This window comes from Variovorax sp. P4_D9, assembly GCF_056401695.1.
Window position 1 is genome coordinate 1 of the sequence record NZ_JBFUIU010000040.1, and the last position, 25,705, is coordinate 25,705.

The 25,705-nt window shown below is 64.8% G+C and carries 22 protein-coding genes and 1 pseudogene; 4 read left to right on the forward strand and 19 right to left on the reverse strand.

All coding sequences use genetic code 11. From position 1 onward, the window contains the following. A partial coding sequence (locus AC1DY5_RS06970; protein WP_478110052.1) for a hypothetical protein occupies positions 1-231 on the forward strand: 231 nt, incomplete at its 5' end. Positions 232-302: 71 nt separating this feature from the next. Here the strand turns inward: AC1DY5_RS06970 and AC1DY5_RS06975 are convergent. The 19 genes and pseudogenes from AC1DY5_RS06975 to AC1DY5_RS07065 all read right to left on the reverse strand — a co-directional run bounded on the left by AC1DY5_RS06975 (position 303) and on the right by AC1DY5_RS07065 (position 21,268). Next, on the reverse strand, positions 303-1,199 hold the full coding sequence (locus AC1DY5_RS06975; protein ID WP_478110055.1) for an ABC transporter substrate-binding protein: 897 nt from the start codon (positions 1,197-1,199) through the stop codon (positions 303-305). A gap of 579 nt (positions 1,200-1,778) precedes the next feature. Continuing rightward, a pseudogene (locus AC1DY5_RS06980) lies at positions 1,779-2,279 on the reverse strand (AMP-binding protein); the annotation flags it as partial. A gap of 55 nt (positions 2,280-2,334) precedes the next feature. Next, on the reverse strand, positions 2,335-3,132 hold the full coding sequence (locus AC1DY5_RS06985) for an enoyl-CoA hydratase/isomerase family protein (protein WP_478110059.1): 798 nt from the start codon (positions 3,130-3,132) through the stop codon (positions 2,335-2,337). Between the two features lie 24 nt (positions 3,133-3,156). After that, on the reverse strand, positions 3,157-3,795 hold the full coding sequence (locus AC1DY5_RS06990; RefSeq protein WP_478110062.1) for a DsbA family protein: 639 nt from the start codon (positions 3,793-3,795) through the stop codon (positions 3,157-3,159). After that, entirely contained in the window at positions 3,792-4,661 is an 870-nt protein-coding gene (locus AC1DY5_RS06995) for an NAD(P)H-dependent flavin oxidoreductase (protein ID WP_478110064.1), read from the reverse strand. The genes AC1DY5_RS06990 and AC1DY5_RS06995 overlap by 4 nt, the downstream gene beginning before the upstream one ends. A gap of 121 nt (positions 4,662-4,782) precedes the next feature. Then, positions 4,783-6,450 carry an AMP-binding protein gene (locus AC1DY5_RS07000; RefSeq protein WP_478110066.1) on the reverse strand — a complete coding sequence of 556 codons (1,668 nt, stop codon included), beginning with the start codon at positions 6,448-6,450 and terminating at the stop codon, positions 4,783-4,785. A 22-nt stretch (positions 6,451-6,472) separates the two neighbouring features. Continuing rightward, positions 6,473-8,083 carry an acyl-CoA carboxylase subunit beta gene (locus AC1DY5_RS07005; RefSeq protein ID WP_478110070.1) on the reverse strand — a complete coding sequence of 537 codons (1,611 nt, stop codon included), beginning with the start codon at positions 8,081-8,083 and terminating at the stop codon, positions 6,473-6,475. After that, a complete protein-coding gene (locus AC1DY5_RS07010; protein WP_478110072.1) occupies positions 8,080-8,616 on the reverse strand; it encodes an acyl-CoA carboxylase biotin carboxyl carrier protein subunit in 537 nt (178 codons plus the stop codon). Before AC1DY5_RS07010 ends, AC1DY5_RS07005 begins: the two co-directional genes overlap by 4 nt. Before the next feature lie 11 nt (positions 8,617-8,627). Then, a complete protein-coding gene (locus tag AC1DY5_RS07015; protein ID WP_478110073.1) occupies positions 8,628-10,100 on the reverse strand; it encodes an acetyl-CoA carboxylase biotin carboxylase subunit in 1,473 nt (490 codons plus the stop codon). Continuing rightward, positions 10,097-10,936, reverse strand: coding sequence for a TetR/AcrR family transcriptional regulator (locus tag AC1DY5_RS07020; protein ID WP_478110074.1), 840 nt, complete (start codon positions 10,934-10,936; stop codon positions 10,097-10,099). Before AC1DY5_RS07020 ends, AC1DY5_RS07015 begins: the two co-directional genes overlap by 4 nt. After that, the gene (locus tag AC1DY5_RS07025; RefSeq protein WP_478110076.1) at positions 10,933-12,765 is read right to left on the reverse strand and encodes an acyclic terpene utilization AtuA family protein; all 1,833 of its coding nucleotides are present in this window, start codon (positions 12,763-12,765) and stop codon (positions 10,933-10,935) included. The genes AC1DY5_RS07020 and AC1DY5_RS07025 overlap by 4 nt, the downstream gene beginning before the upstream one ends. An 11-nt stretch (positions 12,766-12,776) precedes the next feature. Beyond that, on the reverse strand, positions 12,777-13,586 hold the full coding sequence (locus tag AC1DY5_RS07030) for an enoyl-CoA hydratase-related protein (protein ID WP_478110078.1): 810 nt from the start codon (positions 13,584-13,586) through the stop codon (positions 12,777-12,779). Continuing rightward, positions 13,583-14,518 (reverse strand): SDR family oxidoreductase, encoded by a 936-nt coding sequence (locus AC1DY5_RS07035; protein ID WP_478110081.1) that lies wholly within the window; start codon positions 14,516-14,518, stop codon positions 13,583-13,585. Before AC1DY5_RS07035 ends, AC1DY5_RS07030 begins: the two co-directional genes overlap by 4 nt. 32 nt (positions 14,519-14,550) lie before the next feature. After that, positions 14,551-15,813, reverse strand: coding sequence for an ABC transporter substrate-binding protein (locus AC1DY5_RS07040; RefSeq protein ID WP_478110082.1), 1,263 nt, complete (start codon positions 15,811-15,813; stop codon positions 14,551-14,553). Next, complete coding sequence (locus tag AC1DY5_RS07045; protein ID WP_478110085.1) at positions 15,810-16,856, reverse strand: branched-chain amino acid ABC transporter permease; 1,047 nt, start codon at positions 16,854-16,856, stop codon at positions 15,810-15,812. Before AC1DY5_RS07045 ends, AC1DY5_RS07040 begins: the two co-directional genes overlap by 4 nt. Beyond that, complete coding sequence (locus AC1DY5_RS07050; RefSeq protein WP_478110087.1) at positions 16,856-17,728, reverse strand: branched-chain amino acid ABC transporter permease; 873 nt, start codon at positions 17,726-17,728, stop codon at positions 16,856-16,858. Before AC1DY5_RS07050 ends, AC1DY5_RS07045 begins: the two co-directional genes overlap by 1 nt. Beyond that, positions 17,725-19,608: an AMP-dependent synthetase/ligase gene (locus AC1DY5_RS07055; protein WP_478110090.1), complete on the reverse strand. Its 1,884-nt coding sequence runs from the start codon at positions 19,606-19,608 to the stop codon at positions 17,725-17,727. The genes AC1DY5_RS07050 and AC1DY5_RS07055 overlap by 4 nt, the downstream gene beginning before the upstream one ends. A 17-nt stretch (positions 19,609-19,625) precedes the next feature. After that, positions 19,626-20,480 carry an ABC transporter ATP-binding protein gene (locus AC1DY5_RS07060; RefSeq protein WP_478110093.1) on the reverse strand — a complete coding sequence of 285 codons (855 nt, stop codon included), beginning with the start codon at positions 20,478-20,480 and terminating at the stop codon, positions 19,626-19,628. Next, positions 20,477-21,268, reverse strand: coding sequence for an ABC transporter ATP-binding protein (locus tag AC1DY5_RS07065; protein WP_478110095.1), 792 nt, complete (start codon positions 21,266-21,268; stop codon positions 20,477-20,479). The genes AC1DY5_RS07060 and AC1DY5_RS07065 overlap by 4 nt, the downstream gene beginning before the upstream one ends. Before the next feature lie 358 nt (positions 21,269-21,626). Here AC1DY5_RS07065 and AC1DY5_RS07070 point away from each other — a divergent pair, with 358 nt between their 5' ends. From AC1DY5_RS07070 to AC1DY5_RS07080, 3 genes are all read left to right on the forward strand, one after another. Then, a complete protein-coding gene (locus AC1DY5_RS07070) occupies positions 21,627-22,430 on the forward strand; it encodes an enoyl-CoA hydratase/isomerase family protein (protein ID WP_478110098.1) in 804 nt (267 codons plus the stop codon). A 47-nt stretch (positions 22,431-22,477) separates the two neighbouring features. Next, positions 22,478-24,019, forward strand: a complete 1,542-nt coding sequence (locus AC1DY5_RS07075) for a class I adenylate-forming enzyme family protein (RefSeq protein ID WP_478110100.1) — start codon at positions 22,478-22,480, stop codon at positions 24,017-24,019. Positions 24,020-24,087: 68 nt separating this feature from the next. Further along, the gene (locus AC1DY5_RS07080; protein ID WP_478110103.1) at positions 24,088-25,281 is read left to right on the forward strand and encodes an acyl-CoA dehydrogenase family protein; all 1,194 of its coding nucleotides are present in this window, start codon (positions 24,088-24,090) and stop codon (positions 25,279-25,281) included. Positions 25,282-25,705: the final 424 nt, after the last annotated feature.

Below are 25,705 nucleotides of genomic sequence, written 5' to 3' on the forward strand. Positions count from 1 at the left end.
TGCTGCATGATGCTTTCACGTTGGGCCTCTCGTGAGTGGGGTGGAAGTTCGTTTGGCGACAACTTTTTACCCCACGCATCGGGATGGCTCAACGCCTTCTGTCTTGGACAAGAGTGGGCTCGAACGCTCGTCACGCCCCCGACCTCGGATCAGGATGCTCGTCGAATGCCACGCGACTTTTCTCATCCGCTCATCAATACACAGGTGTTACGCAATGAAGCGATGCGCTAATTAAAAAGGCTTGACAAACAAGTCCCCATAGAAGCGGTCGTTCGCACCGCACAGGCGCATGCGACGCCCAGTCAATCGAGGAGTTCGTCGGCACCCACCAGGACGTTTTTCGGGATCGTGAGCCCTAGCGTCTTCGCAGTTTTCCGGTTGACGACCATGACGAGCTTGGTCGCCTGCTCGAAGGCAATGTCGCCCGGTTTGCTACCCTTCAAGATCTTGTCCACCAGCGCCGCCGAACGTCGGAACATCGCGGTAAAGTCCCCCTGGTACGAGACCAGCCCACCGGCCTCTACATAGCCCTTGTGCCCCCAGACCGACGGCAGACGGTGCTCCGCACACAGCTCAATCAGCCGGACACGGTGCGTCCAGAAGGTGGCATCCGCGAGGATGGCGACGGCGTCGACACGGTCCGTTGCGATGGATGCGAACGCAGCGTCAAAGTCGTCCGGCCCACGGGCTTCGAGCAGCACGACCGGCACCCCGAGCGTGCGCTTGTAGCTCGCGATGTCGTTGGCGATGTCCATTCGGTTCGCCGTGGACGGGTTGTAGAGCACGGCGAACTCGCGCGCGGAGGGCACGAAGTCCTTCAGGAGTTGGAGGCGCTTGGCAAGGATGCCGGAGAAAGCCGCTGACACCCCGGTGATATTGCGGCCAGGACGGGCGAAGCTCTCGGCAAGTCCCATCTGAACCGGATCGTCCACCGCCACGGCAACGACGGCCAGAGAGCTCGTGGCGTCTTTGGCCACCAACGCGGGGCCCGGGCCGGCCGTGACGAGGACATCGGGATCAAGTTGGATCAGCTCACCCACCAGCGCCGGCAGCCGTTTCGGTTGACCCTCGGCCCAGCGAAACTCGATAGTGAGATTCTGGCCCTCGACATAGCCCAACTCGCGCATGCCGAGGCGGAACGGGTCGACTTGGCCGGTCATGGCGCCGGCGTCGGGGCTGATGCCGCCCAGGAAGGCCAAACGGACCTTGCGCGCCCGCAGTTGCGCCAGCGCAGCCGGTGCCGCCGCCGCGAGCGCAGCTGCCGCGCCAACGAGGGTTCGCCGTAAGGGGTCGAACCGAGCTTTCGTCCAATGATGGGTCCACATGGGGAGACTCCATTGACCTCGACCGCGCTGGCCGGATGGCGGCATCCAAGGAGCCACGGCCAAGTCGCGCGGGGCCGCTCCGACGCATGACAATACTCCGATTTCGTGTTCACGGGGAGCATGTCAGCGCGCTGAGGAAAGCCGAGCTTTCGCGAATCCCGAAAGAACACTGACCGACGCGACTCTCACTCTGGTCGAGTTCGCGGGCAATTTGAGGCAGCAGGCCAACCGGAAGAAACTCGGTGCTGACCAGCGAGAAGGCGGCGATGCCCAGGGCCGCGACCGCTGTCCAGAAACCCTCTAGCGCGCTCCCGGGTACCGAGTCCGACGCGGCGGATGTTGCAATGCTCATTGTGTTCGCCCGAGGAGAGAGGAAGGCCCCTTCGGGGCCTGGAGTGAATGGAGTCGGTCAGCCGAACTTGACGAGGTTCAGAGCCGCCAATGGTCCGCCAGGGAACTGCGTGAGTCGGCCACGATGGCTCTTGGCGTCGCGTCCTCGATCCGCGAGGCCAGCGAGCCGTTCGCAAAGCCGCCGAAGACCACGCAGTGGACCGCACCGATGCGCGGGCAGGCTAGCATGGCGAACGCCGCCTCGGCAATCATCGGCATGTAGATCAAGACCCGGTCGCCCTTCCTCACCCCGAGCTCAATTAGGCTGGCCGCGGTGCGTTGCACCTCGACAAGGAGTTCACTAAAGTTGTAGCTCCTCTCGACTCCGGTCTCGGTGGAAACGCAGATCAGAGCAGGCTCGTCCCCTCGGGTCGCCAGGTGACGATCGACTGCGTTGTGTCAGAGATTCGTCGTGCCGCCGACGAACCAGCGTGCAAATGGCGGATCACTGGCGTCGAGAATCTTCTTTGGCGCCGTCTGCCAGTCCATGAGCTTGGATTGTTCTGCCCAGAAGGACTCTGGCGCGTCAATCGAATCACGATAGAAATCAACGTATCTTGTCATGGGCACTCTTCAAGATGGCATCCACTCGCGCCTGCCTGGTGGGCTGAGGGCTTCCTCACATTCCACTGAAGCGCGGCGCGCGCTTCTCGATGAACGAGTCCAAGCCTTCATGAGCATCCGCGCTGTCGAAGACCAGGCTGATCATTGCGCGCTCGTATTCCAGCGCAGCATCCATCGCCATGTCGGCGCCATGCAGCATCGACTTGCGCAGCATCCGCAGGGCTACTGGCGATTTCTCGGCGACGCGGTGTGCCAGTGTCATCGACTCCTTCATAAGCTGATCGAGCGGCACGACCACGTTGACCAGGCCAAGTCGCAACGCCTCAGAGGCATCGATGGCTTCACCGGTGAACATCAGCATCTTGGCCTGACACAGCGGCAATTGACGCATCAAGCGTTGCGACCCGCCGCCGCCAGGGAACAGCCCCAGCTTTATTTCCGGCAGGCCGATGCGCACACCCTCAGCGATCAGACGCAGGTCGATGCACAGTAGCAGCTCCATGCCGCCACCGAGCGCCCACCCATTGACGGCGGCGATGGTTGGCTTAGCGCATCGCTCGAATCGGCGGAACACGCGCTCAACAACGGCGCCGAACTCGTTGTAGTGAGCTAGGCCCTGGCGCGAGTTCAGGTCCTTGATGTTGCCGCCGGCGACGAAGGCACGCTCGTCCGCACCCGTGATGACAATCACGCGGACCTCGGGATCGCTCTCCAGCCGGCCCAGGGCCTGCTCCATCGCCAGAAGCATCGGCACGTCGAGCGTGTTCAGAGCTTCGCCGCGGTTAAAGCGCAGGACGCCGACGGCGCCCTCGGAGTGCGTGAGCACGGCTTCGGTAGTTGGCGCGGTGGGCAAGCGAGTCTCCTTGATTCGGAAGGTTCACAACGTCGAGGGTGCAAGCCGGCCGGCCAGGCGCGCCTCTATCTGCGGCAGTCGATCAACGCCGAAGAAGGGTTCCCCGTCAATGACGACGAGCGGGGATCCGAAAACGCGCGCGCGGACAGCGTCTCGCACCGCGCCTGCGAGCAGGGCTTTCGGCGCATCGCCCGCGATGAGGCCAGCGACCACTTCCGCATCGCCCATTTCAGGCACAGCCTCGGCAACCCATTGCGCCACCTGCAGTGGATCGCCCAGCGCAGCCGATTCGCGGAAGTAACCGCGCATTGCCCGGTGCGCGAACGGCACCGCAGCCTCGGGTACGTCACGCTGCAGCAGGTAAAAGGCACGCGCCGCATGCTGCGTGATGGCCGGGAACCCATCCGGCAGCCGGTACGGCAGTTCCAGGAATCGCGCCGATCGCTCGAAGTCGCGCTGCATGTATTCGCGCTTCGCCGCATTTTCTAGCGGCGCGGGAAGTTCCAGCGCACGCAGCACGGCGAACAGCAGCACCGGCCGCCAGCGCACGCGCCGGCCGTGCTGCGCGGCAAGGACATCGATCTTCTCGGACATGAAGTAGCCATAGGGCGACGCGAAGTCAAACCAGAAGTCGATCGCAGCGCTCGGATCCATGCCGGTCATCCGAGCATCCGGCGGACCGCACCGCTCGGGGGAATCGCGCAGGCCGTGCGATATTCTTCGGCAATGCGCCAGACCAGCTCCTCAACCGTCGGCACGTCATGAATGGTCGCGACCCCCTGCCCCGCGCTCCACAGATCCTTCCACAACCGGGCTTCAGAATCGACGAGCGAGCCCATGTCCGGCGTCTTTGGCGGCAGTGTTGCCACGTCGATCCCGAAGCGTTCGAGCGAGGCGCGCAGGAAGTTCGCATGCACGCCCGAGAGTCGGTCGGTGTAGACAAGGTCGGCCACGCCGGCGTCCACCACCATCTGCTTGTAGTCGGGCCGCGCTTGCGATTCCTGCGTGGCCAGAAACCGAGTGCCCATGTAGACCAGATCTGCGCCCAGCGCTTCGGCCGCGCGTATCTGGTAGCCGTCGTTGATCGCGCCGCCGAGCACCAGGCAGCCATCCCAGAATTCCCGGATCTCGCGCGCCAACGAGAAGGCGCTCTGGCTCGACGCATGCCCTCCGGCACCGGCGCCGACGCAGATCAGGCCGTCTACGCCCGCCTGCATCGACTTGCGCGCATGCGCTGCGCTGGTCACGTCGCAAAACACGGTACCACCATAGGCGTGAACCGCTTCCACCACCGATGCCGGATGACCCAAGCAGGTGATGACGAAGGGCACCTTGTGCGCGACCACCACCTCCAGGTCGGGCTCGAAGCGCGGGTTCGTCCGGTGCACGACCAGGTTGATGCCAAAGGGTGCGGCCTTCGCATGCGGATGCACCGCATCATGCGCTGAGAGGTCCGCCTCTATAGCGTTGAGCCACTCGTCCAACTGTGCGGCGGGCCTGGCGTTCACATGCGGGAAGGTGCCGACCACGCCGGCCTTGCACAGTGCGGTGACCAACGCAGGGAAGGAAACCAGGAACATCGGCGAACCGATGGCCGGGATCRCAAGCGCGCCCTTGAAGATGTCTGGGACAGGCATGGGCAATCTTTCGTCAGTGGCCAGTTGCAGTCGGGCCTTTGGCCCAGTCGGCCTGGTTGCGTTTCTTCCAGTTGCGCAGGTCGCGCATGCCCGCCAGGCCGCGCGGGTCGACTCCCGGGGGAAAAATCTGATGCTTCTGGATCTTCTGCGTCGCAGTGGTCGGAATGTGGTCCGTCACCCACATCCAGCCTGGTGCTTTGTAGTAGGCGAGGCGCGTGTTGCAGAAGTCAAACAGGGCGCGCACTGCCGCGTCGACATCGGCGCGGCCTTCTTCGCGCAGCACCACGCAGGCCAGCACCTCTTCCTCGCGGATTTCGTCGGGCGCGGCCAGCACGGCCACCTGATCGACCAGCGGATGCGTCTGCAGCAGCGCCTCGACTTCGGCCGCGGCGATGTTTTCTCCCGAGCGGCGGATGATGTTCTTGCGCCGGTCGACGAAGTGCAGCTTGCCGTCGGCCGAGCGGTTGACGATGTCGCCGGTATGGAACCAGCCGCCGCGCCAAGCTTCCTCGGTGGCGGCCGGATCGTCGAGGTAGCCGCTGAAGAAGTCCTTGCGCGGCGTGTCGGCGGAATGGCGAATCACCATCTCGCCGTCGCTGCCGTCCGGCACGTCGACATCGGCACCGTCGACCACGCGCACGTCCAGCCCCGGCTGCGCTCGGCCGAAGGCGCGGGTGCCGACCTGCCGCGGTGCCTGGTTGTCGATCATGGCACGGACCATCTCGGTCATGCCCCAGATCTCGATCAGCGGGAACCCGAACCGCTTCTCGAAGGCGGCATGGCGCTGCGGCTCGACACCGGCACCAATGGCAAAGCGCACGACATGGTTGCGGTCGCCGGGCCCGGGCGGCTGGCCCAGCAGCATCGGCACCACCACGCCGAGGTAGTGAACAACGGTGGCGCGCGAATCGCGCACCTCTGTCCACCAGCGCGAGGTCTGGAAGCGATCGGTCTGCACCTGGCAGTTCCCCTTCAGCATCGCGCAGTAGAAGGAAAAAATGGAGGCGTTGACATGGAACAGCGGCAGCGGGTTGTAGATGCGCTCGCAGGCATCGCCGAAGCTCGCCAGGCCGCCGCGGGTTGCGTACCAGGCGCCAGCCGCCAATTCGTAGCGGTGCGACAGCACGCAGCCCTTGGGCCGGCCAGTCGTGCCCGAGGTGTAGAGCACGCTGGCCGGTGTCGCTGCCTTGGGCGTGGTCGAAGCCGCTGGCCGAAGGGCTGGCGCCAGACCCCTGCCGAAGGCCTCAAAGCATGACAACTGCGGCTGGTGCAAAGACTCGGCCATGGCCGCCTGCACCAGTGGCGCCAGCGTCGCAACGCAGACCACGAGATCCACCTTCGCATGGTCAATGACGAATGCCAGTTCGCCCGGGCGGTGGTCTGGGTTCAGCGGAACGCAGCACACGCCGAGCGCATTCATCGCCAGCTTGTGCAGCAGGTGCTCGGGCCGGTTCTCGATCAGAAGACCGATGCGGTGGCCTATTCCGAAGCCGGCTTCGGCATAGCCCTTCATCAGATCGCGCACTTGCACCGCCGCTTCGCGATACCCGATCTCCATGCCGTCGGCGGCGTAGGCGCGCGTCGGGTTGGGTGGCACGGCGAGAAATGTCTTGTCCGCATAGGTCTCGGCTGCGCGAAAAAAGGTCTCGCCAATGGTGGATGCCTCCCCGATGTCGATCATGAGCTTGTCTCCTTTCTCCGGCTCAGAGACGCAGCACGCCGTAGCCGATGTCGTCGCCGAAGGGCGCGTTCAACGAAGCGACGATCGCCATGCCGAGCGCGTTGCGGGTATCGACCGGGTCGAGGATGCCGTCGTCCCACAGCTCCGAGGTCGAATGGTAGGCGTCACTCTCTTCCTCGAAGCTCTTGAGCACCGGCTCGCGGATGGCGGCGACCTCCTCGCTCGACAGCGTGTGGCCCTTACGCTCCAGTTGGCGAATCTTGACATCGGCCAGCGTATTGGCGGCCTGCTCCGCACCCATCACCGCGATCTGCGACTGCGGCCACATCCAGAGGAAGCGGCCATCGAATGCGCGGCCGCACATGCCGTAGTTGCCCGCGCCGAAGGAACCGCCGACGATCACAGTGAACTTGGGCACGGTGCAGCCGACCTGCGTCATGATCATCTTCGCGCCGTCCTTGGTGATCCCACGCTCCTCGTACTCGCGGCCGACCATGTAGCCGGTGATGTTCTGCAGGAAGACCAGCGGCGTGCGGTCGCGGTCGCACAACCGCATAAAATGCGCGGCCTTGAGCGAGCTGTCGTTGAAGAGCACCCCGTTGTTCGCCAGGATGCCGACCTTGCAGCCCCAGATGCGCGCGTAGCCGCAAACCATGGTGGTGCCGTAGCCCGGCTGGTATTCATGGAACTTGCTGCCGTCGACGATCCGCGCGATTACCTCGCGCATGTCGAAGCCGGTCTTCCAGTCGATCGGGATGATGCCGTACAGTTCATCCGGGTCGTAGTGCGGCGGCTCGACATCGACCCGGTCGATCACCTGCTTGGCGATCGGCGTGGTCTGGGCCAGGATGTCGCGGGCGATCGCGAAGGCATGCGGCTCGTCGTCGGCCGCGTAGTCGCAGGTACCCGAGATGGTGGTGTGCATCTCGGCGCCGCCGAGCGCCTCGGCCGTGACCACCTCGCCGGTGGCGGCCTTCACCAACGGCGGTCCTCCGAGGAACACGCCGCCGTTCCCGCGCACGATCACGCTGTAGTCGCACAGCGCCGGAATGTAGGCGCCGCCAGCCGTGCAATGGCCCAGCACGATCGCGATCTGCGGCACGCCCATCTTCGACAGCGTGCATTGGTTGCGGAAGATGCGGCCGGCCGCATGCCGATCCGGGAACAGGTCAGACTGCAGCGGCAGGAAGCCGCCGGCGCTGTCGCAGAGGTGCACCACCGGCAGCCGGTTCTCGATCGCAATGTCCAGCGTGCGGACGATCTTCTTCACCGAAAGCGGATACCAAGCCCCGCCCTTGATACTGGGGTCGTCGGCATGGATGACCACCTCCCGGCCCTGGATGATGCCGATGCCGGACACCTGCCCGGCGCCGTGAACATCACCGTCATAGGCGCGGTTGGCGGCCAGCGTACCGATCTCAAGAAAGGGCGTTCCAGGGTCCAGCAGCAGTTCGAGGCGTTCGCGCACGGTGAGCTTCTTCTGCCGATGCAGGCGCTCGATGTCGCGCTCCGGCCGCACGTGGCGCGCCTGGTGCACGCGGCTGCGTAGGGCCTCGACGCGCTCGGTCATCGCGGCATGGTTCTGCCGATAGCCGGGGCTGGCGGTATCGACGCGGCTTTCAATGCGACTCATGCAACACTCCCTTCGGTCGCCTCGGCAGCCTGCGCGACCCTGGCGACGGGCTCCCCGGAGGCCGCCACGCGCACGAGGACAGCCCCGCGCTGGAAAGTCTGGCCGACCGCGAAGGGCATCTCGGCCACCACGCCGTCCGACGCGGCGCCGATGGTCATCTGCAGCTTCATGCTCTCGATGACCAAGAGCGCATCACCCCGATGCACCGCCTGGCCGGGCGAGGCGTGTAGCGACACCACGACGCCGGGCATTGGCGCCTGCGAGCTGCCGTCGGCCGCCGTGCCACTCGCGGCGCGCGCGCGCGCCGGGTCGATGCGATCGACGCGCCAGGCACGACCGCGCAGTTGCACAAATGTCGCATCGCCGCGGGTCACCGCCAGCAGCCTTTCGCTCCGGCCATCGACGTTGGCGATAAATTCGCCGGCACCGCCCGCGCGGACTGCGAGTCGAGCATCGTCGACGGCCACACCGTCGTGCCGGAGGTGAACTTGGTGCCGGCTGGCCGGATTGTCGCTGAAGGAAAGAAGGGTCATGTGAAAGGCACTCAGTTGCGCCAAGCGCCCATGGAGGCGTAGGGCTCGGGAATCGGACGTGCGCTGCGCTCCGGTGCGGCGCTGGCAGCCACCGCCAGCACTGCGTGGCGTTCCGCATCGCTCAGTGGCACGGGCATCAGGTCGGCGCGGTGCCGGTCAAGAAAGCTGGTGTCGGTCTCGCCGCGGCCGAAGGCCGGGTGATGCAGCACGCGCGACAGAAAGTCGCTGTTGATGGTGACCCCGAGCATCGCAGTCTCGGCCAGCGCAGTGCGCATGCGCGAGATGGCGAGACGGCGGTCCGCACCATGCACCACCAGCTTGGCAAGCATCGAATCGAAATCCGCCGTCACCGCCGCGCCTTCGGTCACGCCGCCATCGAAGCGCACGCCAGGCCCCTGGGGGGTCCGCAGCATCAGCACGTGGCCGGTGTCCGGCACGAAGCCGGCGTCCGCATCTTCCGCCAGGATGCGGCATTCGATCGCGTGGCCGGCCGAGCGCACCTCGTCCTGCGCAATGCCGAGAGGCTCGCCCTGGGCCACACGCAGTTGCAGTTCGACCAGATCGAGCCCGGTGACCATCTCGGTCACCGGGTGCTCGACCTGCAGCCGCGTGTTCATCTCCAGGAAGAAGAATTCGCCTTCGGGCGAGACGATGCATTCGACCGTGCCGGCATTCACATAGCCGGCCGCGCTCGCCAGCCGAACCGCGGCGGCACAGATGCGTTCGCGCAGTTCGGACGCGAGGCCAGGCGCGGGCGATTCCTCGATCAGCTTCTGAAAGCGGCGCTGGATCGAGCATTCGCGCTCGCCGAGGTGGATCACATGGCCCTGCGTGTCTCCGAAGACCTGCACCTCGATGTGCCGCGGACGCTCGACGAAACGCTCGGCGAAAAGGCGGCCATCGCCGAAATAGCGTTGGCTCTCGCCCCGGGCGACGGCGATGGCGTCAGCCAACGCGTCTTGATGTCGCACGATCTGCATGCCCTTGCCGCCGCCGCCCGCCGCACCCTTGATCAGCAGCGGAAAGCCGACCGCCCGCGCGCGCTCGGCGAAGGTGGCCGGATCGTCCGCCTCATCAGCCGATGGGGTGACCGGTACGTTTTGCTGCACCGCGAAGTTTCGCGCACTGATCTTGTCGCCCATTAGTTCGATCATCTTCGCCGGCGGACCGACAAAGAGGAGACCCGCGTCCGCCACGGCCTGCGCGAAGGCCGCGTTCTCGGACAGGAAACCGTACCCGGGATGGACCGCATCGCAACCGCTCTCGCGGGCGGCGCGGATCATGGCCTGCGCATCCAGCCAGGCAGCGACCGGCGGATCGCCGAAGACCTCGACGGTTTCGGTTGCTACGGCGAGCGCGGGACCGGCCCGGTCCTGCCGGTGCCATGGCACCACGGTGTCGATGCCCAGGCGCTGCGCCGTGCGCACGATGCGCAGCGCGATCTCGGCGCGGTTGGCTATGAAGAGTTTTTGGATGAGGGTCATGGAGCGTCCTTGCGCCGGCGGCCTGCACCAGACCGAGGAGTGGCCGTGAGAGCGGGCGTCAGCGAGGGGGCGGTCGAGGCCGACGGGACGGCAGCCGCGATCCGTTCCAGCCGCGCGAGTCGCCGCTCGATGTCGCCGAGCGACAGCGCCTCCTGCGCCACGGAGGCAGGCTCGGTGCCGGCCTGGGATGGTGTCAGCATGCCGTGCAGCAGCATCGTGGTGTAGCGGTCGGCAGTGGCTTCGACATCGATGGTGCCGCGACCGAACAGCAGCGACCACATGCGATGCTCGATGCCGCCGTAGACCATGCTCCGTACCATCTCCGCATCGGTGTCCGGCGGCAACTCACCCTCCTCCACCGCCTCGCGCACGGTGCGCAGCAGGAAGGACGTGTAATTCACATGCAGGTCGTGGAGCACCGACTTGAAGTACTCCGGACTCGTGCGCACTTCGTGCAGCACGATGCGCGAAAGACTCGGCTCCTCCACATACACCCGCAGATGCCGCCACACCAGGTAGCGCAACCGGCTGCGCAGGCCGTGGATGCGCGAGAAGCTGTCTGCGATCTCCTGGATCAGCGGCTCGTACATGCCGCGCAGCACCTCGTTGAGCAGGTCGCGCTTGGTCGGGAAATAGGAGTAGACCAGGCCTTCGACCACACCCACATGCGAGGCGATCTCGCTGACCGAGGCGCGCTCGAAGCCCTTGTCCAGGAATACCTCGCGTGCCGCAGCGAGGATCTCGGCGGCGCGGCGCATCCGGCGCGGCGTCTGCTTGCCGGCGGCGATGGGGGTGACCTTGGCGGCCTGGGAGGAAGTCTTGGCGTTCGATTTCATGGCAGTTCTTGAAGCAAGTCACTTGGCACCTCGACCGGCAGGTCGAGCAGCATCTGAGCGAAGGCCTTGCCCTGCGGGTCGTAACGCAGAGAGGCGACACCACCACCGCCGAGCGCGGCATCGAGTGTGAAGTTGAAGGCATGGCAGCCAGGCAGCGCGTAGCGCGTCACCTTGCCTCGGCAAAGGTGCGCGAAATACGCTGCCACCGTTTCAGCATCGAGCATTTGCTCCATCACAGCATAGGCGGCCGGCGTACGCGCAATCACGCCGATGTTTGCCATGTCGCCCTTGTCGCCGCTGCGCGCGTGGGCGATGCGGATGAGGGGAACGATCTCGGTCGCGCTCTGCGGCGAAGCGGCTGCAGCGCTCTCGCTCAACGCGATCGGCGTCGCCGCGTGCCGGATTGACTCCGCATCCAAGCGAGCCTCCGTGTTGCCGGCCGCCTCGAAGGGCAAGGCCCTGCCGTCCAAGCTGACCCGCACATCGACCTCTCGACGATCGATCTGCAACGAAAACAACCGCACCACCGGCGACGGTGAGGGCCGTCCGCCGGCGAAGCCGGTGATGCCCTGCGCCATTGAGGTGGCAGACGGCGCGATTTCGCGCGCCAACAGGTCGAGCGCGGCGCGGTTCGCGTGGCGGGCCGCCAGCTTCAGGATCACTTCACGGCTCTCCGTGGTACGTGCGTGCGGGCCATAGGTGCTCTCGGCGCCGAGCACCTCGAGGCTGGTCTCGTCAAAGTCGCCAAGGCCGCGTGCAAGGATCAAGCGGCGGCAGCGCGCAAGGATCGACTCGCCCACACGTTGCGCCTTCCGGGCAGCGGCGGGGCCGCCGATCATCAACGTGCCCATCAGGCGCCAGCCATCGGAATAGGTCGCGCTAGCCTTCAGCGTCGACGGCGGCCGGGCGCCTCGTGCGCCGGCCACCCGGACCCGGTCCGTCCCGTCTTGTACCAGGCTGACTACGGAGAAGTCGCAGCCCACGTCCGGCAGCAGGTAGGCTCGCGGATCGCCGATCTCGTAGACGAGTTGCTCGGCCGCGGTCGCAGGCTCGATCAGCCCGCCGGTGCCCGGCGGCTTGGTCAGCACGAAGCTCCGGCCGTCGGGTTCGCATTCGACGATCGGGAAACCCATCTCTTCCCAGCCGGGCACGCGTTCCCAGTCGGTGAACAGGCCACCGGTGCCCTGCACGCCACATTCGATCAGGTGGCCGGCCAGGCTGCCAGTCGCGAGGCGGTCCCAGTCCTGCCAGCCCCAGCCGAATTCATGCACCAGCGGTCCCAGCGTGACCGCGCTGTCGACCACCCGACCGGTGATGACGATGTCGGCACCCGCATCCAAGGCGGCGGCGATCGGCTGAGCGCCGAGGTAGACGTTGAGGCTCAAGAGCTGAGCCGGCATCGGCGCACCGCTGAACATCTCGCGGGTCCCGGCAGCGCGCAGCGCATCAGCGCGGTCGGAGAGATCGTCCCCCTCGACCACCGCGATGCGCAGCGGCACACCGAGCGCGTCCAGCTCCTTTGCCAATGCACGCGCGCACGCGGTCGGATTGACGCCGCCCGCATTCGACACGACGCGGATGCCGCGCGATTGGATCTCGGCGGCCAGCGATGCGACGACGCGCACGAAGTCCGGCGCGTAGCCCGCCTCCGGCGTCTTGGCGCGCGCGCGCGCCAGCAACGACATGGTGATCTCGGCCAGGAAGTCGAACACAAGGTAATCGATGTCGCCACGCTGCACCAGTTGCGCGGCCCCCTCCTCCGAGTCGCCCCAAAAGCCGCTGGCACAGCCGATGCGCAGCGGACGGGTACGTTTGATCGAGCGGTTCAATTCATCGCTCCTCATCGTCCGGGCCACACCGGGGCGCGACGTTCCGCGAAAGCCTTCATGCCCTCGCGCGTGTCCTCACTCTGCGACAGCACCGGAAGGATCGCCTGTGCCAGGTTCAGCGCATCGGCGAAGGAGAGATCCTGAATGGCCGCGATGGCGCGCCGGCCGATGCGCAAAGCCACCGGCGAGTTGGCGGCCAGCTTCGCGACCATCGCATCGATCGCGTCGTCCAGCTCGCTCGCTGGCACCACGGCATTGACGATGTCGAAGCGCTGCGCCTCGGCCGCCGAAAAGCGGTGCGCGAAAAAGCACATCTCTTGGAGCCGGCGGCGCGGAATGACTCGCATCAGCAGCGGCAGGATCATCATCGGAAAGACGCCAACCTTCGCCTCGGTCGTACCGAACATGGCACCATCGGTGGAGACTGCGAAATCGCAGGCGCATACCAGTCCGAGGCCGCCGCCGAACGCGCTGCCGTTGACCCGGGCGATGATCGGCAAGTTGCAGCGGTCAAACGCGCGAAACAGTTCCGCCACTGGATTGTCGAAGCGGCCCGGCTCCAGCGCAAACGGCGAGCCATCCGCCGTCGGCTTCAGCTGGCCGCCAGCACAGAAGGTCTTCTCGCCGGCACCGGTGAGCACGATGGCGCGCACACCTTCCATCGTCTCGGCCTGGCGAATCGCCCCGATCAGCGCGGTCATGACTGCATCGGTGATGGTGTTGTGTGCCTCGGCGCGGTCGATCGTGATGCGGCACGAGGCGCCATGGCGCTCGACCTTGACCTGCGCAGAGGAGGCCTCGTTCATGGATGCGTCGGTCATTGGACCTCTCCGTTGTTTCTGTTGTCATCGGCAAAAGTAACTGGCGGCTGGTACTGCGGAAAGCCGTTGTAGGGAAAGCTGCGATCGGCGGCTTCCAACGTCCAACTGTGGCGCGCGGTCGGCACGCCACCATCGACGCGGATCACAGCGCCATTGATGAAACCAGCCGCTTCGGAGAGCAGGTACACCACGGCCGACGACAGCTCCGCCTCCGTGCCGAATCGCTGAAGTGGCACCTTGCTGCGCAGGCCGCGCAACACGTTGCGATAGTCTTCGTCGTAGGTGTCGATGCCGGCGGACGCGATCCAGCCCGGCGCCACGGCGTTCACCCGCACACCGGCATGGCCCCATTCGCAGGACGCGGTTTCGGTGAGCGTGAGCACACCTCCCCGCGCGGCGCCAGAATGCCCCATGCCCGGCAGGCCACCCCAGATGTCGGCCAGCATGTTGACGATGCTGCCGCCGTGCCCCTGCATCCATTGCACGTAGCATTCGCGCGAAAACACGAAGGTCCCGTGCAGATTGTTGCGCACGACCGCGTCCCAGCCCTTCAGCGAGATGCTTTCCAGCCGTGCCGGATACTGACCCCCAGCGCAGTTGAACAAGCCGTCGAGGCGGMCATGCGCCCGGAGGATGTCTGCGACCGTCGCCTTGACCGAGTCCTCGTCGCGAATATCACAGACATGGCGCGTGACGTCCGCGGCCCGCTCGGGATAGATCGCGCTGATCTCGGCCGCGACCGCATCCAGCTTGGCCGTCTGCCGGCCAACCAGTGCTACGTGGGCACCAAGGCTGGCGAGCTCGTGCGCTGCGCAGCGGCCGAGACCGCTGCCGCCGCCGGTGACGACGACAGTGCGGCCCTCGAAAAGCCCCTGCCGGAAGACCGAGCGATAGCGCTCGAGGTTCGAGGGTGTCGTACTTACGAAAGTCATTGGCGGAGCAAGTCTGTGAGATTCAGGTGAGGTCAGTAGGCGACGAATTCGGTCAGCGACTTCACGGTGCCCGACTGCGGATCGGTCTGGAATAGTTTGATCGGCAGCACCGCCTGGCCCTTCGGGTTGTCGAACGAGATCGGACCGCTCAGACCGCCGACCTTGAAGTCCTTCAGCCTGTCGAGCTCCGCGATGACGCAGGCGCGGGTGACGTTGGCACCGCAACGGCGAACGCCCTCGGCAAACACCATCGTGCCGACATAGCCGCTCACGGTGTAGCGGTTGAAATTGTTGTAGTCGTCGGCGCTCAGGTATTTTTTGGCCGAGGCCATCAGTGCGACGCCGGCCGGGTCGTAGTTCGATGCGTAGTAGTCCGGGATCAGGTACTGGTACCCTGAAGGCGCCGCCAGCTTCACCGCTGGGGGGAGTTGACCTGCCCAGAGGGTGGCGAGCGTGACGTCCATGTCGAGCCGGCGGAACTCCGACATGATCGAAGCTGATTCGGTAGTCAGAGTTCCAAGGTAAACCGCGTTCGCACCTTTATCTTTGAGCGTGAGCACCTCGGCCGAGAAGTCCTTGGCGCCGCGCTTGAAGGAGATCTCCGCCACGCTCGACAGGCCAAACTCCTTCACCGCTTTCTGGTAGCCCGCAAGCAGCGCCTTGCCGAAGTCGTCATCCTGGTAGAGGATGCCGAACTTGGCGCCCTTCTTCCCCATCTTCTCCACGATGTAGCGAATCGGCACGTAGCCGGCATAGTCGTAGTCCGGCCCGATCATGAACACGTTCGGACGGCGCGGGTTGACCACCATTGGGTTCGGCGCCATGTGGACGATGGTCGGGATTTTGGCTTCTTCCACCGCCGGCAGCATCGCCACCATGTGCGAGCTTCCGGTGGTGCCTGTGAGGCCGAACACCTTGTCGGAATCGATCAGCTTCTTGACCGCCGAGACCGAGCGCGCCGGCACATAGCCGTCGTCCTCGTAGATCGCGCGCAACTTGCGGCCATTGATGCCGCCGGCCGCATTGATCTCGGCGATTGCGAGCTTCGAGCCAGCAGCGCCGGCCTTGCCGATCAGCGAGGCTGGGCCGGACATTGGCTGCACCTCTCCGATCAGAATCTCGGTCGCGGTCACGCCGACGTCCTRCGCATGCGCGCCGAGGCCCGTCGCGAGTGCAAGTAAGGTTGCGTATGCGAGGCGAAATGTCAGTCTCGATTCACGTTGGTCCATCACAAGTCTCCTTTTATGGGCGCTGGCACCGGACGGTTCCGGGTCTTGCGCGGTCTTCGTACTCATTGCGAAAGGGGCCACTGCACCCAGAAGCGCTTGGCCTTGCGCCAGATGCCGGCCAATCCCTCGGGCTCCAGGCGCAGAAACAGCAGGATCACCACGCCGTACATCAGTCCCTTGATCTCGTAGATGCGGTCTGCCATCAGGGTGCGGACGCCGTCGCCGGCAGCCTCGAAGCCGAAGTTCAACAGTTCGGGCAGCAGCAGGATCAGCGCAGCGCCGAGGATTGCGCCGTGGATGCGGCCCATGCCGCCGACGATGACCATTGCCAGCGCCTCGATGCTGATCAGCACGGTGAAGGTGTCGACATTGACGAAGCGGGTCTGCAGCGCCGCCAGCGCGCCGGCGACGCCCGTGTAGAAGGCGCTGACCATGAAGGCGAGCAGCTTGTAGCGCATCAGGTCGATTCCCATGGCCCTCGCGGCAATGTCGTGGTCGCGCACCGCCAGCCAGGCCCGGCCGATGCGCGTGCGCATCAGGTTGAGCGTGATGAGGACGAACAGCACCAGCAGCCCCAGCGCAACATAGTAAAAGCGCTGGTCGGTCTTGAAAGAGAAGCCGAATACGGTGAGTGCCTCGACAGGCATGCCGGCCGAACCGCGGGTGATGCCTTCGGCGAACAGCACCACATGGCGCACGATGAAGGTGAAGGCCAACGTTGTGATCGCCAGGTACAGGCCCTTGAGCCGCAACGAGGGAATGCCGACAACCAGGCTCGCCAGTGCCGCTACCGCACCCGAGACCGGAATGGCAAGCAGCGTCGGAAGGCCGTAGTCGGTGGTCAGGATGGCCTGCGCATAGGCGCCGATCAACAGGAAACCGGCATGCCCGAGCGAGATCTGTCCGGCTACGCCCGACAGCAAGTTGAGCCCGAGAACGCCGATCGACACCACGAAGATGCTGGTCAGCAGGTTGAGCCCATGCGAGCCGAACCAGGCAGGAGCCAGCGACAGCAGCACGAGCCCGGCGAAGGCCCAGGACCAGGTGGAACGGCGGGGCGCCAGTGCGACCAGGCCGGCGTAGGTGGTTTGGTAGGTACGGCTTTGCATCAGACGCGCTCGATCTCACGTTGGCCGAAGAGGCCGTAGGGTTTCACCATCAATACGACGATGATCAGCACAAAGCCGGCGATCTCCTTCAGGCCCCGGCCCAGGTAGCCACCAGCCAGGTTCTCAAACACGCCGATCACCAGGCCGCCGAAGGCACCGCCGACGACCGAATCCAGCCCACCCAGGATGGTGGCTGGGAACCCGCGCAGGCCCATCTGCGAGATCTCCGGCTCCAGGCTGAACATGAGGCAGAAGGCCAGTCCAGCGAAGGCCGCGAACACGGCCGACAGGGCCCAGGCAATGGCGCTGATGCGCTTGACGTTGATGCCCATCAGCAGCGCTGTCGTCTCGTTGTTGGAGGTGGCTCGCATCGCGATGCCGATGCGCGAGCGCGAGAAGAAGAACCACATCGCGAGGCACAGCACGGCCAGCGACACCAGCGCGAAGATCTGGCCCGGATAGAGCGCCAAGCCGGCGAAACGGACAACCGTGCTGCCGAAGGGTCGCGGAAAGGCTGTAGGCTCCACGCCCCAGATCAGGATCACGGTGGAGCGGATGACGACCGCGAGGCCGATGGTCACCATCACGCGCGAGAACATCGGCTCGCCCAGCATCGGCCGGATGAAGACGCGCTCGATCGCGAGGCCGAGCAGAACCGCCACAGCCAGCACACACAGCAGCAGCGGCGCGAAAGAGATGCCCGGGATGCTCGCCAGACTGAAGCTGATGTAGGCGATCAGCATCATGACCTCGCCCTGCGCGAAGTTGACCATGCCCGTGGCCCGATAGACGATCGCGAAGCCCATCGCCACCAGGCCGTACAGCGTGCCGATGACCAGGCCAGAGGTGACCAGATTCAGGAAGTAGTTCATGCGGCTTCCTTTACTGGTCCGTAGATGTCCGCGACCTCTGCCGCGAACTTTTGCTCGATGACACGGCGGCGCACCTTCATGGTGGCGGTGAGCTCGCCGTCGTCGTGGTCGAGCTGCTTCTTGAGCACGGCGAATTTCCGGATGTTCTCCACCCGCGAGAAGCGCTCGTTCACCCGTTTCACCTCCTCAGCGATTAGCGCGTTGACCGCGTCCAGTCGAGCCAGAGTCTCGTAAGTGGTATAGGCGATGCCACGCTCCTGCGCCCACTTCCCGACGGTGTCGAGGTCGATCTGAACCAGAGCCGAGACGAAATGGCGGCCGTCCCCGAGCAGCACCGCTTCGCTGATGTAGAGGCTTTCCTTCAGCGCGTTCTCAATCAGGGAAGGCGTGATGTTCTTGCCACCGCTGGTGATCAGGATCGCCTTCTTGCGGTCGACGATCTGGACCTGGCCCGTGGCCTCGTCAAGCTCGACTACGTCGCCGGTGCCGAGCCAACCGTCCTGGAAGGCGGCGCGCGTGGCGTCCTCGTCGTGCAGGTAGCCCTTGAAAATGATCGCGCCGCGCAACTGCAATTCGCCGTCCGGCGCCACGCGCTGCTCGACCACGCCAGGCACCGGTGGCCCACACCAGCCGAGCCGCGACTGCGCGGGCGATTGCGAATGACTGGCGCCGCTAGTCTCGGTCATACCGTAGATTTGGTAGATCGGTACGCCCAGGGCCCGAAAGAACAGGATGACCGAAGGCGAAATCGAAGCACCCCCGGTCATCGCGACCCACGTGCGATCGAGACCGACGCTCGCCAGCAGGTTGCTGAACATCGTGAACTGCAGAAACCAGGCAATGAAGGCATCGCGGGTGCTGGTCGGCTTGCCGCCGTTTGCAATAGTGCGCTCCGCGATCGGTGTGGCCACAGCCATTGCGCGCTCGAAGGCTCGTCGCGCGATTGGCTTGGCGTCGCGCGAGCGGATCAGGATCTCTTGCTGCAGCTTCTCCCAGATTCGCGGTACGCCGAAGAAGAAACTGGGGCCGATCTCTCGCAAGTTGTGCGTGACCGCGTCGATCGATTCGGCGAAGTTGACTATCGATCCGTAGACCAGTTGCATCACCGGTGACATGAGCCGCTCGGCAACGTGGCACAACGGCAGGTAGCAAACGACAGTAAGAGGCCGGCCGGCGAACCCCTGCACGCGACCCAGTGCGGCCGCATCGGACAGAATGCCCGCATGCGAGATGCGCGCACCCTTGGGCATACCGGTGGTGCCGGAGGTGTAGACGATCAGCGCGTCCTGGTCGGCATCGACCTCGGTCAACGCGGTTTCCCAGGCGGCGCTATGGCCTGCGTTGCGCGCGATGTCATAGCCCTTCTCCAACGCCTCGGCAAAGGGCAACAGTTTCGGTTCCCGGTAGTGGCGCATGCCCTTCCAGTCGACCGTGATCACGCGTTCCAGATCTGGCAGCCCGCCGTCGCGACGCATGGCTTCCAGGACCTTGTCGGTCTGCTCCTGGTCGCCGCAAACGGCCACGCGAGCGCGGCAGTGGCGCACGATGTACTGGAGTTCCGGCCAGGGGTTGGTGGGGTAGATGCCGACAGTGACGCCGCCGAGGGACTGCGCCGCCAGATCGGCGAAGAACCATTCTGGCGTGCCGTCGGAAGCGATGACCAGCTTGTCGCCGGGGCCGAAACCAATGCTCTTCAAGTAAAGCGCAAAGGCCCGCACCTGTGCGAAGTACTCCGACCAACTGGTGCCCTTCCAGATGCCGCGCACCTTCTCGCGCAGCGCGATGCGCTCCGGCGTCGTGCGGGCCCGGTGACGCAGCAGTCCAGGCATCGTGGCGCGACACTCTGCGACCCCGGGTGGGATCTCGGAATCTGCGAGCACGGTGTGGTCGCGCTGTGTCATGCGCCCTGCCCCAGGTATGCCGCGATGACTGCAGGGTTGCCCGCGACTTCGGCCGGTGTTCCGTCGGCGATCTTGCGGCCGAAGTTCAGCACGCAGACATGGTCGGAGATGTCCATCACGATCCCCATCTCGTGTTCAATCATCATTACGGTGATGTTGCGTTCCTCGCGGATGTCGAGAATGAAACGGGCGATGTCCTCGGTCTCTTCCTGGTTCATCCCAGAGACCATTTCGTCGAGCAGCAGCAGGCGCGGCTGCATCGCCAGCGCGCGGCCCAGCTCGACGCGCTTCTGCAATCCATAGGACAAGGTGCCGACCGGCAGGTCGCGGATTGTCTCGATCTCGAGGAATTCAACGATTTCCTCGGCACTCTCGCGGGCCGCGATCTCCGCGCGTCGCGTTGCGCCCCAGTAGAAGGCCGCGCCGAAAACGCCGGTCGTGAGACGCGCATGCAGGCCGGTCAGGATGTTGTCGATCACCGTCTCGTGCTTGAACACCGCCAGGTTCTGAAAGGTGCGCGCGATGCCGCGCTTCGACAGGCTGTGCGCCGGCGCACCGGTGATGTTTTCGCCGTCGAAGACGACGCTGCCGTTGCTGGGCGGCAAAAGGCAGGAGATCAGATTGAACAGCGTCGTCTTGCCGGCGCCGTTCGGGCCGATAACGCTGAAGATGTGGCCGCGCTGCACGCGCAAGTCGATGCCTGCGAGCGCTTCGAGGCCACCGAAGCGCTTGCCGACCCCTCGAAGTTCCAGGAGTGTCTGCGCCGACGATCCGCCGGCAGCCTTGCCTGCGAAGTCGATCGGCCCGCCCGCAACGCGACGCTCGAGCAACGGTGCCAGCAGGGCGCTCATGACAGCCACCTCTTGCGCCGCTTGTAGTGCTTGATCTCGCGCATGCTGCGTCGCTGGCCGCCGGCCTGCACGCCGAGGTAGAACTCCTTGACGTCGTCGTTGGCGAGCAGCTTGGCGGGCGTGTCGTCGAGCACCACTCGGCCACGCTCCATGATGTAGCCGTAGTCTGCGACCGAGAGCGCGAGTCGTGCGTTCTGCTCGACCAGCAGTACCGTGAGGCCTCGCTCGTCACGCAGCCGGCGAATGATGTCGAAGATCTCTGTGATGATCTGCGGCGCAAGGCCGAGCGAAGGTTCATCGAGCAGCAGCAGTTTCGGCTGGCTCATCAGGGCGCGGCCGATCGCGACCATTTGTTGCTGGCCGCCCGAGAGGTAGCCGGAAATACGATGGCGGTGCGCCTCGATGGCCGGAAACAGCTTGTAGATGTTCGCGATCGCATCGGACGCTGCGGCGGCGGGCTGCAGGTAGCCGCCCATGCGCAGGTTCTCCTCGACCGTGAGGGTGTCGAACAGGCGCCGGCCCTCGGGCACCTGCACCAAGCCGCGACGCACGATTTCGTGCGGGGCGACGCGCTCCAAAGCGTTGTCGAGGTAGCGGATGGTGCCACCGGTGATTTCACCGTCCTCGGGATACAGCACGCCGCAAATAGCCTTTAACACAGTGGACTTGCCGGCACCGTTGCTGCCCAGCAGCGCGACGATGCGACCCTCGCCCACCTCCAACGAGACATCGCGAACTGCCTCTACCGCATGGTCGTAGAAGACCTGCAGGTTAGTGATGCTCAGCATGGCTGCGTGCCCACTGACGAAATCTGCGGAAGGTTCAAGGCTTGTCTCCGCGCCGAGATCGGCGTCTGTTTCTGGTGGGCGGATGTTGCGACCGAGATTGGCGCGTGTCAACACGTTTTTTGACCGTCACTCATTTTTTCATGAAGGGACCTTTGAAATTTGGAGGCCCATTTCATTCGAGGAAAGCGCAGGAGCTATACACTGCGACAGAGATGGGGGATTAGGGTATTACCTAGTGCCGACTCTCTTCCCAAAACGGGTAAACGGGTGTCTCATCGCATCCATTCCTCGGGATGTTATTGAGTGATGGTCAATACGATCAGATCAGTGCACTTTCTTGCGGCGACTCTGGAGACATATGGACAACCAGGACCCGGTTCTTCTCGACGCTTCGAACGAGGTCATCACGCTCACTCTTCGACGCCCTGCGGCACTCAACGCCCTCGACTTCGCATCGATCGTCGCGTTGGGTCGTGCCATCGATCAGGTGGCGGCCATGCCGCAGGCCCGAGTGCTAGTTCTGCGCGGCGAGGGTCGGTCCTTTTGCGGCGGCGGCGATGTCGCTGCGATGCATGCGGAGCGAGCCGACCTGCCGGGGTTCATCGATCGGATGATCGAGAGCTTCCACGCCACAGTGATGACGCTCAACCGACTTACGTTGCCGGTAATCGCCAGCGTGCACGGCGCCGTGGCCGGCGGCGGCATCTCGCTGGCGCTGGCTTGCGACCTCGTGGTTGCCGCACGCGGAACACGTTTCGTTACTGCGTATGCACAACTGGGCGGCTCGGCCGATGGCGGGCTGAGCTTCCGGCTTACGCAGCAGTTGGGCGCGGCGCGCGCCTTTGAACTGCTGACGGTGCGCAGCACCCTCGATGCTGAGGAGGCCCTGCGCCTTGGGTTGATCAACCGTGTGGTAGACGCCGACCGTGCCGATGACGAGGCCCTGCGCTGGGCGAACGAGCTTGCCGCGATGGCGCCCCAATCGGTCACCGAGATCAAAGACCTGACTTCGGTGCAGGTCCGCGACGCGCTTCAAGCTCATCTGGCGAGAGAGAAGCAGGCCTTCCTGCGCTGCGCGGCGAAGCCTGAATTCGCAGCGCGCGTGGCAACGTTCGCCGAGCGAGGCGAAGCAGCCGAAGTGCGAACTGGGGGCACGTCATGAGCACGGCTGCGGAGGGGAAAACGCCAGCCGGCTGGGAGGCTGACGCCATGCTTGCAGGCGACATCACGCTCGATGCGATGTTCCGCCGCGCCTTCTCAGTATTCGCCCATCGCATCGCGGTCAGCTGGGACGAGGGATCACGAAGCTACGCAGAGGTCGGCGACCGCGCTTGGCGCCTGGCCAATGCCTTGCAGGCACGCGGCTACCGGCGTGGCGACACGATCGCCGTGCTGTCGGAAACGCGGCCCGAATACATCGAATGCTACGCCGCTCTGGCAGCGCTCGGCATAACGGTCGCGACGCTGAACATCCGGCTGCATCCCCAGGAACTGGCGGCCTGCCTGTGCAAGTGCCGGCCGACCGCGCTCCTGGTATCGGACACGCTGACAGACGTGGCCACAGGTCTGCGCGCCGGGCAGCCCGGCATTCGGCACTGGATCGCCTTTGGCCGCGTGCCGGGCTTTGAGGAACACGAGACGCTTCTGCGCGACAGCGTGCCCGAGGCACCGCCGCAGGTGGCGCAGGGCTCGGACATCCACAACATTCTCTTCACCAGCGGCACCACCGGACAACCCAAGGGCGCACTGATCAGCCAGCGAGCCGCAGCGACGCGGGGCCTGCGGCTCGCGCAATGGTTCGGACTTGGGGAGCACGACGGCTTTGTCGGCTGGTTGCCGCTCTTCCATTGCGGCGGAGACGAATCGCTCTATGCGACCTTCTGGACTGGCGGGATCTACGCAACGCTGCGCCGGGCAGACGTGCAGGCGATGTTCCGGCTGATCGAGCGCGACCGGCTGAGTTGGACCTTGCTCCTGCCCGGCGTCATCACCGACTTCCTGAACCACCCGAAGCGCGCAACGCACAACCTCAGCAGCCTGCGCTTCGCGATCGGCTATGCAAACATGATGCCGCAGCTGATCGCGCGGTTGACGGAAGCCTGCAACATCGATTTCTACGACGCCTTTGGTCAAAGCGAGAGCAGCTACCTGCTGGCACACCGGCGCTCCGGGCCGGGAGAGTTGCCTTCGCTGCGCAAGCTGCCGTCACCGTTGATGGAGGTGCGCATCGTAGACGATGACATGAATGAGATGCCGCTCGGCCAGCCGGGCGAATGCGTGGTGCGAGGCCCGAGCGTGATGTCGGGCTATCTGGACGACGATGCAGCCAACTCAGAGGTCTTTCGCGGTGGCTGGCTGCACACCGGCGACCTGTTGCGGCGCGAGGAAGACGGCACGCTGGTATTCGTTGACCGCAAGAAGTACCTGATCAAGACCGGTGGCGAGAACGTCTATCCGGCTGAGGTCGAGGCGGTGCTCAGCCAGCATCCCGCCGTGCAGGAGGCCTGTGTGTTCGGCGTGCCGGATGCGCACTGGGGCGAGGCTATCAAGGCGGTGCTGGTGCTGCATCCCGGGGCCCAGGCGACGCGCGAGGAGATCGTCGCCTGGTGCCGGGAAGGCGTGGCGGGCTACAAGCGGCCGCGCTACCTCCAATTCATGCGCAGCGAGGAACTGCCGCGCAGCACCACGGGCAAATTGCAGCGGCACGAACTCATGCGACTGCCGCTCGATGACGGCGAGCGCATCGGCTAGACGCCCGGTACTTCTGCCCGTCCAGTCTTTTCCCATCTCCTTTTTCTTTCTGCAAACACATGAATACGATGACATCCACTCAGAGCGCTGCACAACGCTTCTCGGGCCTCTCGGACGATGAGCAGCAGGTCCTAGACCAAGCCGATCACTTCGCGCGGGAGGAGCTTTACCCGCTGTCGCAGCGCATGGACGACGAGGAATGGTGGCCGCCCGAAATCTTCGCGCAGATCGGCGCCACCGGCTATTTCGGTGTACCCGTGCCTGAGACTTATGGCGGCGTCGGTATGGACCTGTTCGCCAGCGGGCTGGTGGTTCAGGCATTCGCGCGCTGGAACCATGCGCTTGCGCTGAGCTGGGTCGCACACGAGAACCTGTGTCTCTACAACATCTACCGAAATGGCAGCGAGGACCTGCGCAAACACTACCTGCCCGGCCTGTGCAACGGCATCAAGATCGGCGCGCTGGGCCTGACCGAGCCCGGCGCCGGCTCGGACGCGCTGGGATCGATGCGCACCACCGCGACCCGCGATGGTGACCACTACCTGTTGAATGGTAGCAAGATCTACATCACCAACGGCGCTGTCGCAGACGTCGTGCTGGTCTATGCCAAGACCGACAAGGACAAGGGGGCCAAGGGCATCTCGGCCTTCATCGTCGAGAAGGACTATCCGGGCTTCAAGGTGGCACAGAAGTTGAAGAAGATGGGCTTTCGCGGCAGCCAGACGGCGGAGCTGGTGTTCGACAACTGCCGCGTGCCGGCGGGCAACCTGGTCGGAGAGGAGGACCGCGGCGTGCAGGTGGTGATGAGCGGGCTGGATCTGGAGCGCGCAATGATTTCGCCGATCTGCCTGGGCATCTGCGAGCGAGCGCTACAGCTGGCACTCGACTACGCGCGAACGCGCCAGCAGTTCGGCCAGCCGATCTCGAACTTCCAGATGATTCGCGGCAAGCTGGCGGACATGTACGTGTGGATCGAGTCGATGCGTGTCTTCACCTACCAGGCGCTGCGCGCCGCCAACGATCTGGAGATCGGGGGAGGCGGTCGGGGCGACATCCACATGATCACCGCCGCCTCGGTGATGTACGCTGCCGAGACCATGAACAAGGTATTGAATGAGGCGGTGCAGATTCATGGTGGCGCGGGCTACATCTGGGAATCGGAAGTGAACCGGCTCTATCGAGCCATCAAGCTGCTAGAGATCGGCGCAGGCACGACAGAGGTCCGCAAGATCATCATCAGCGATGAACTGCTGCGCCGCTAGCGCGCTGTTTCGGCGGACGCGCCTTTAGGCCCAACGCGCAGCCGCGATCAGCAGCCTCATCCAGTCGGCCAAGCTTACTGTAACGGCCTGGATCGCGGTCAACACGCCGTACGACAACCAGGCGTTCACGCGTCGGCCCGTCTTGGAAGCCCGTTGCCACCCGTGATCAAACCGCTGCCGCCGAAGTCGATTTCCACGACAAGGTTGGCGAAGGTCAAGTTCCGGAGTAGACCGGCTGCTCGTCTAGAAAATTGCCAAGGTCGGCTCTCGGCAACCGCAGTCAGTCGACCGAGGAAATCGAATGGCAGCAGCCAGTCTAGACCGGTATTCCGCTTCATTGATTGTGGTGCCCTATCGCCTTAAATGCGTTCGAACATGTATGGTGATTTCGGATGTTTCTCGTAGAAGTGTGGAAGCCTTGGCA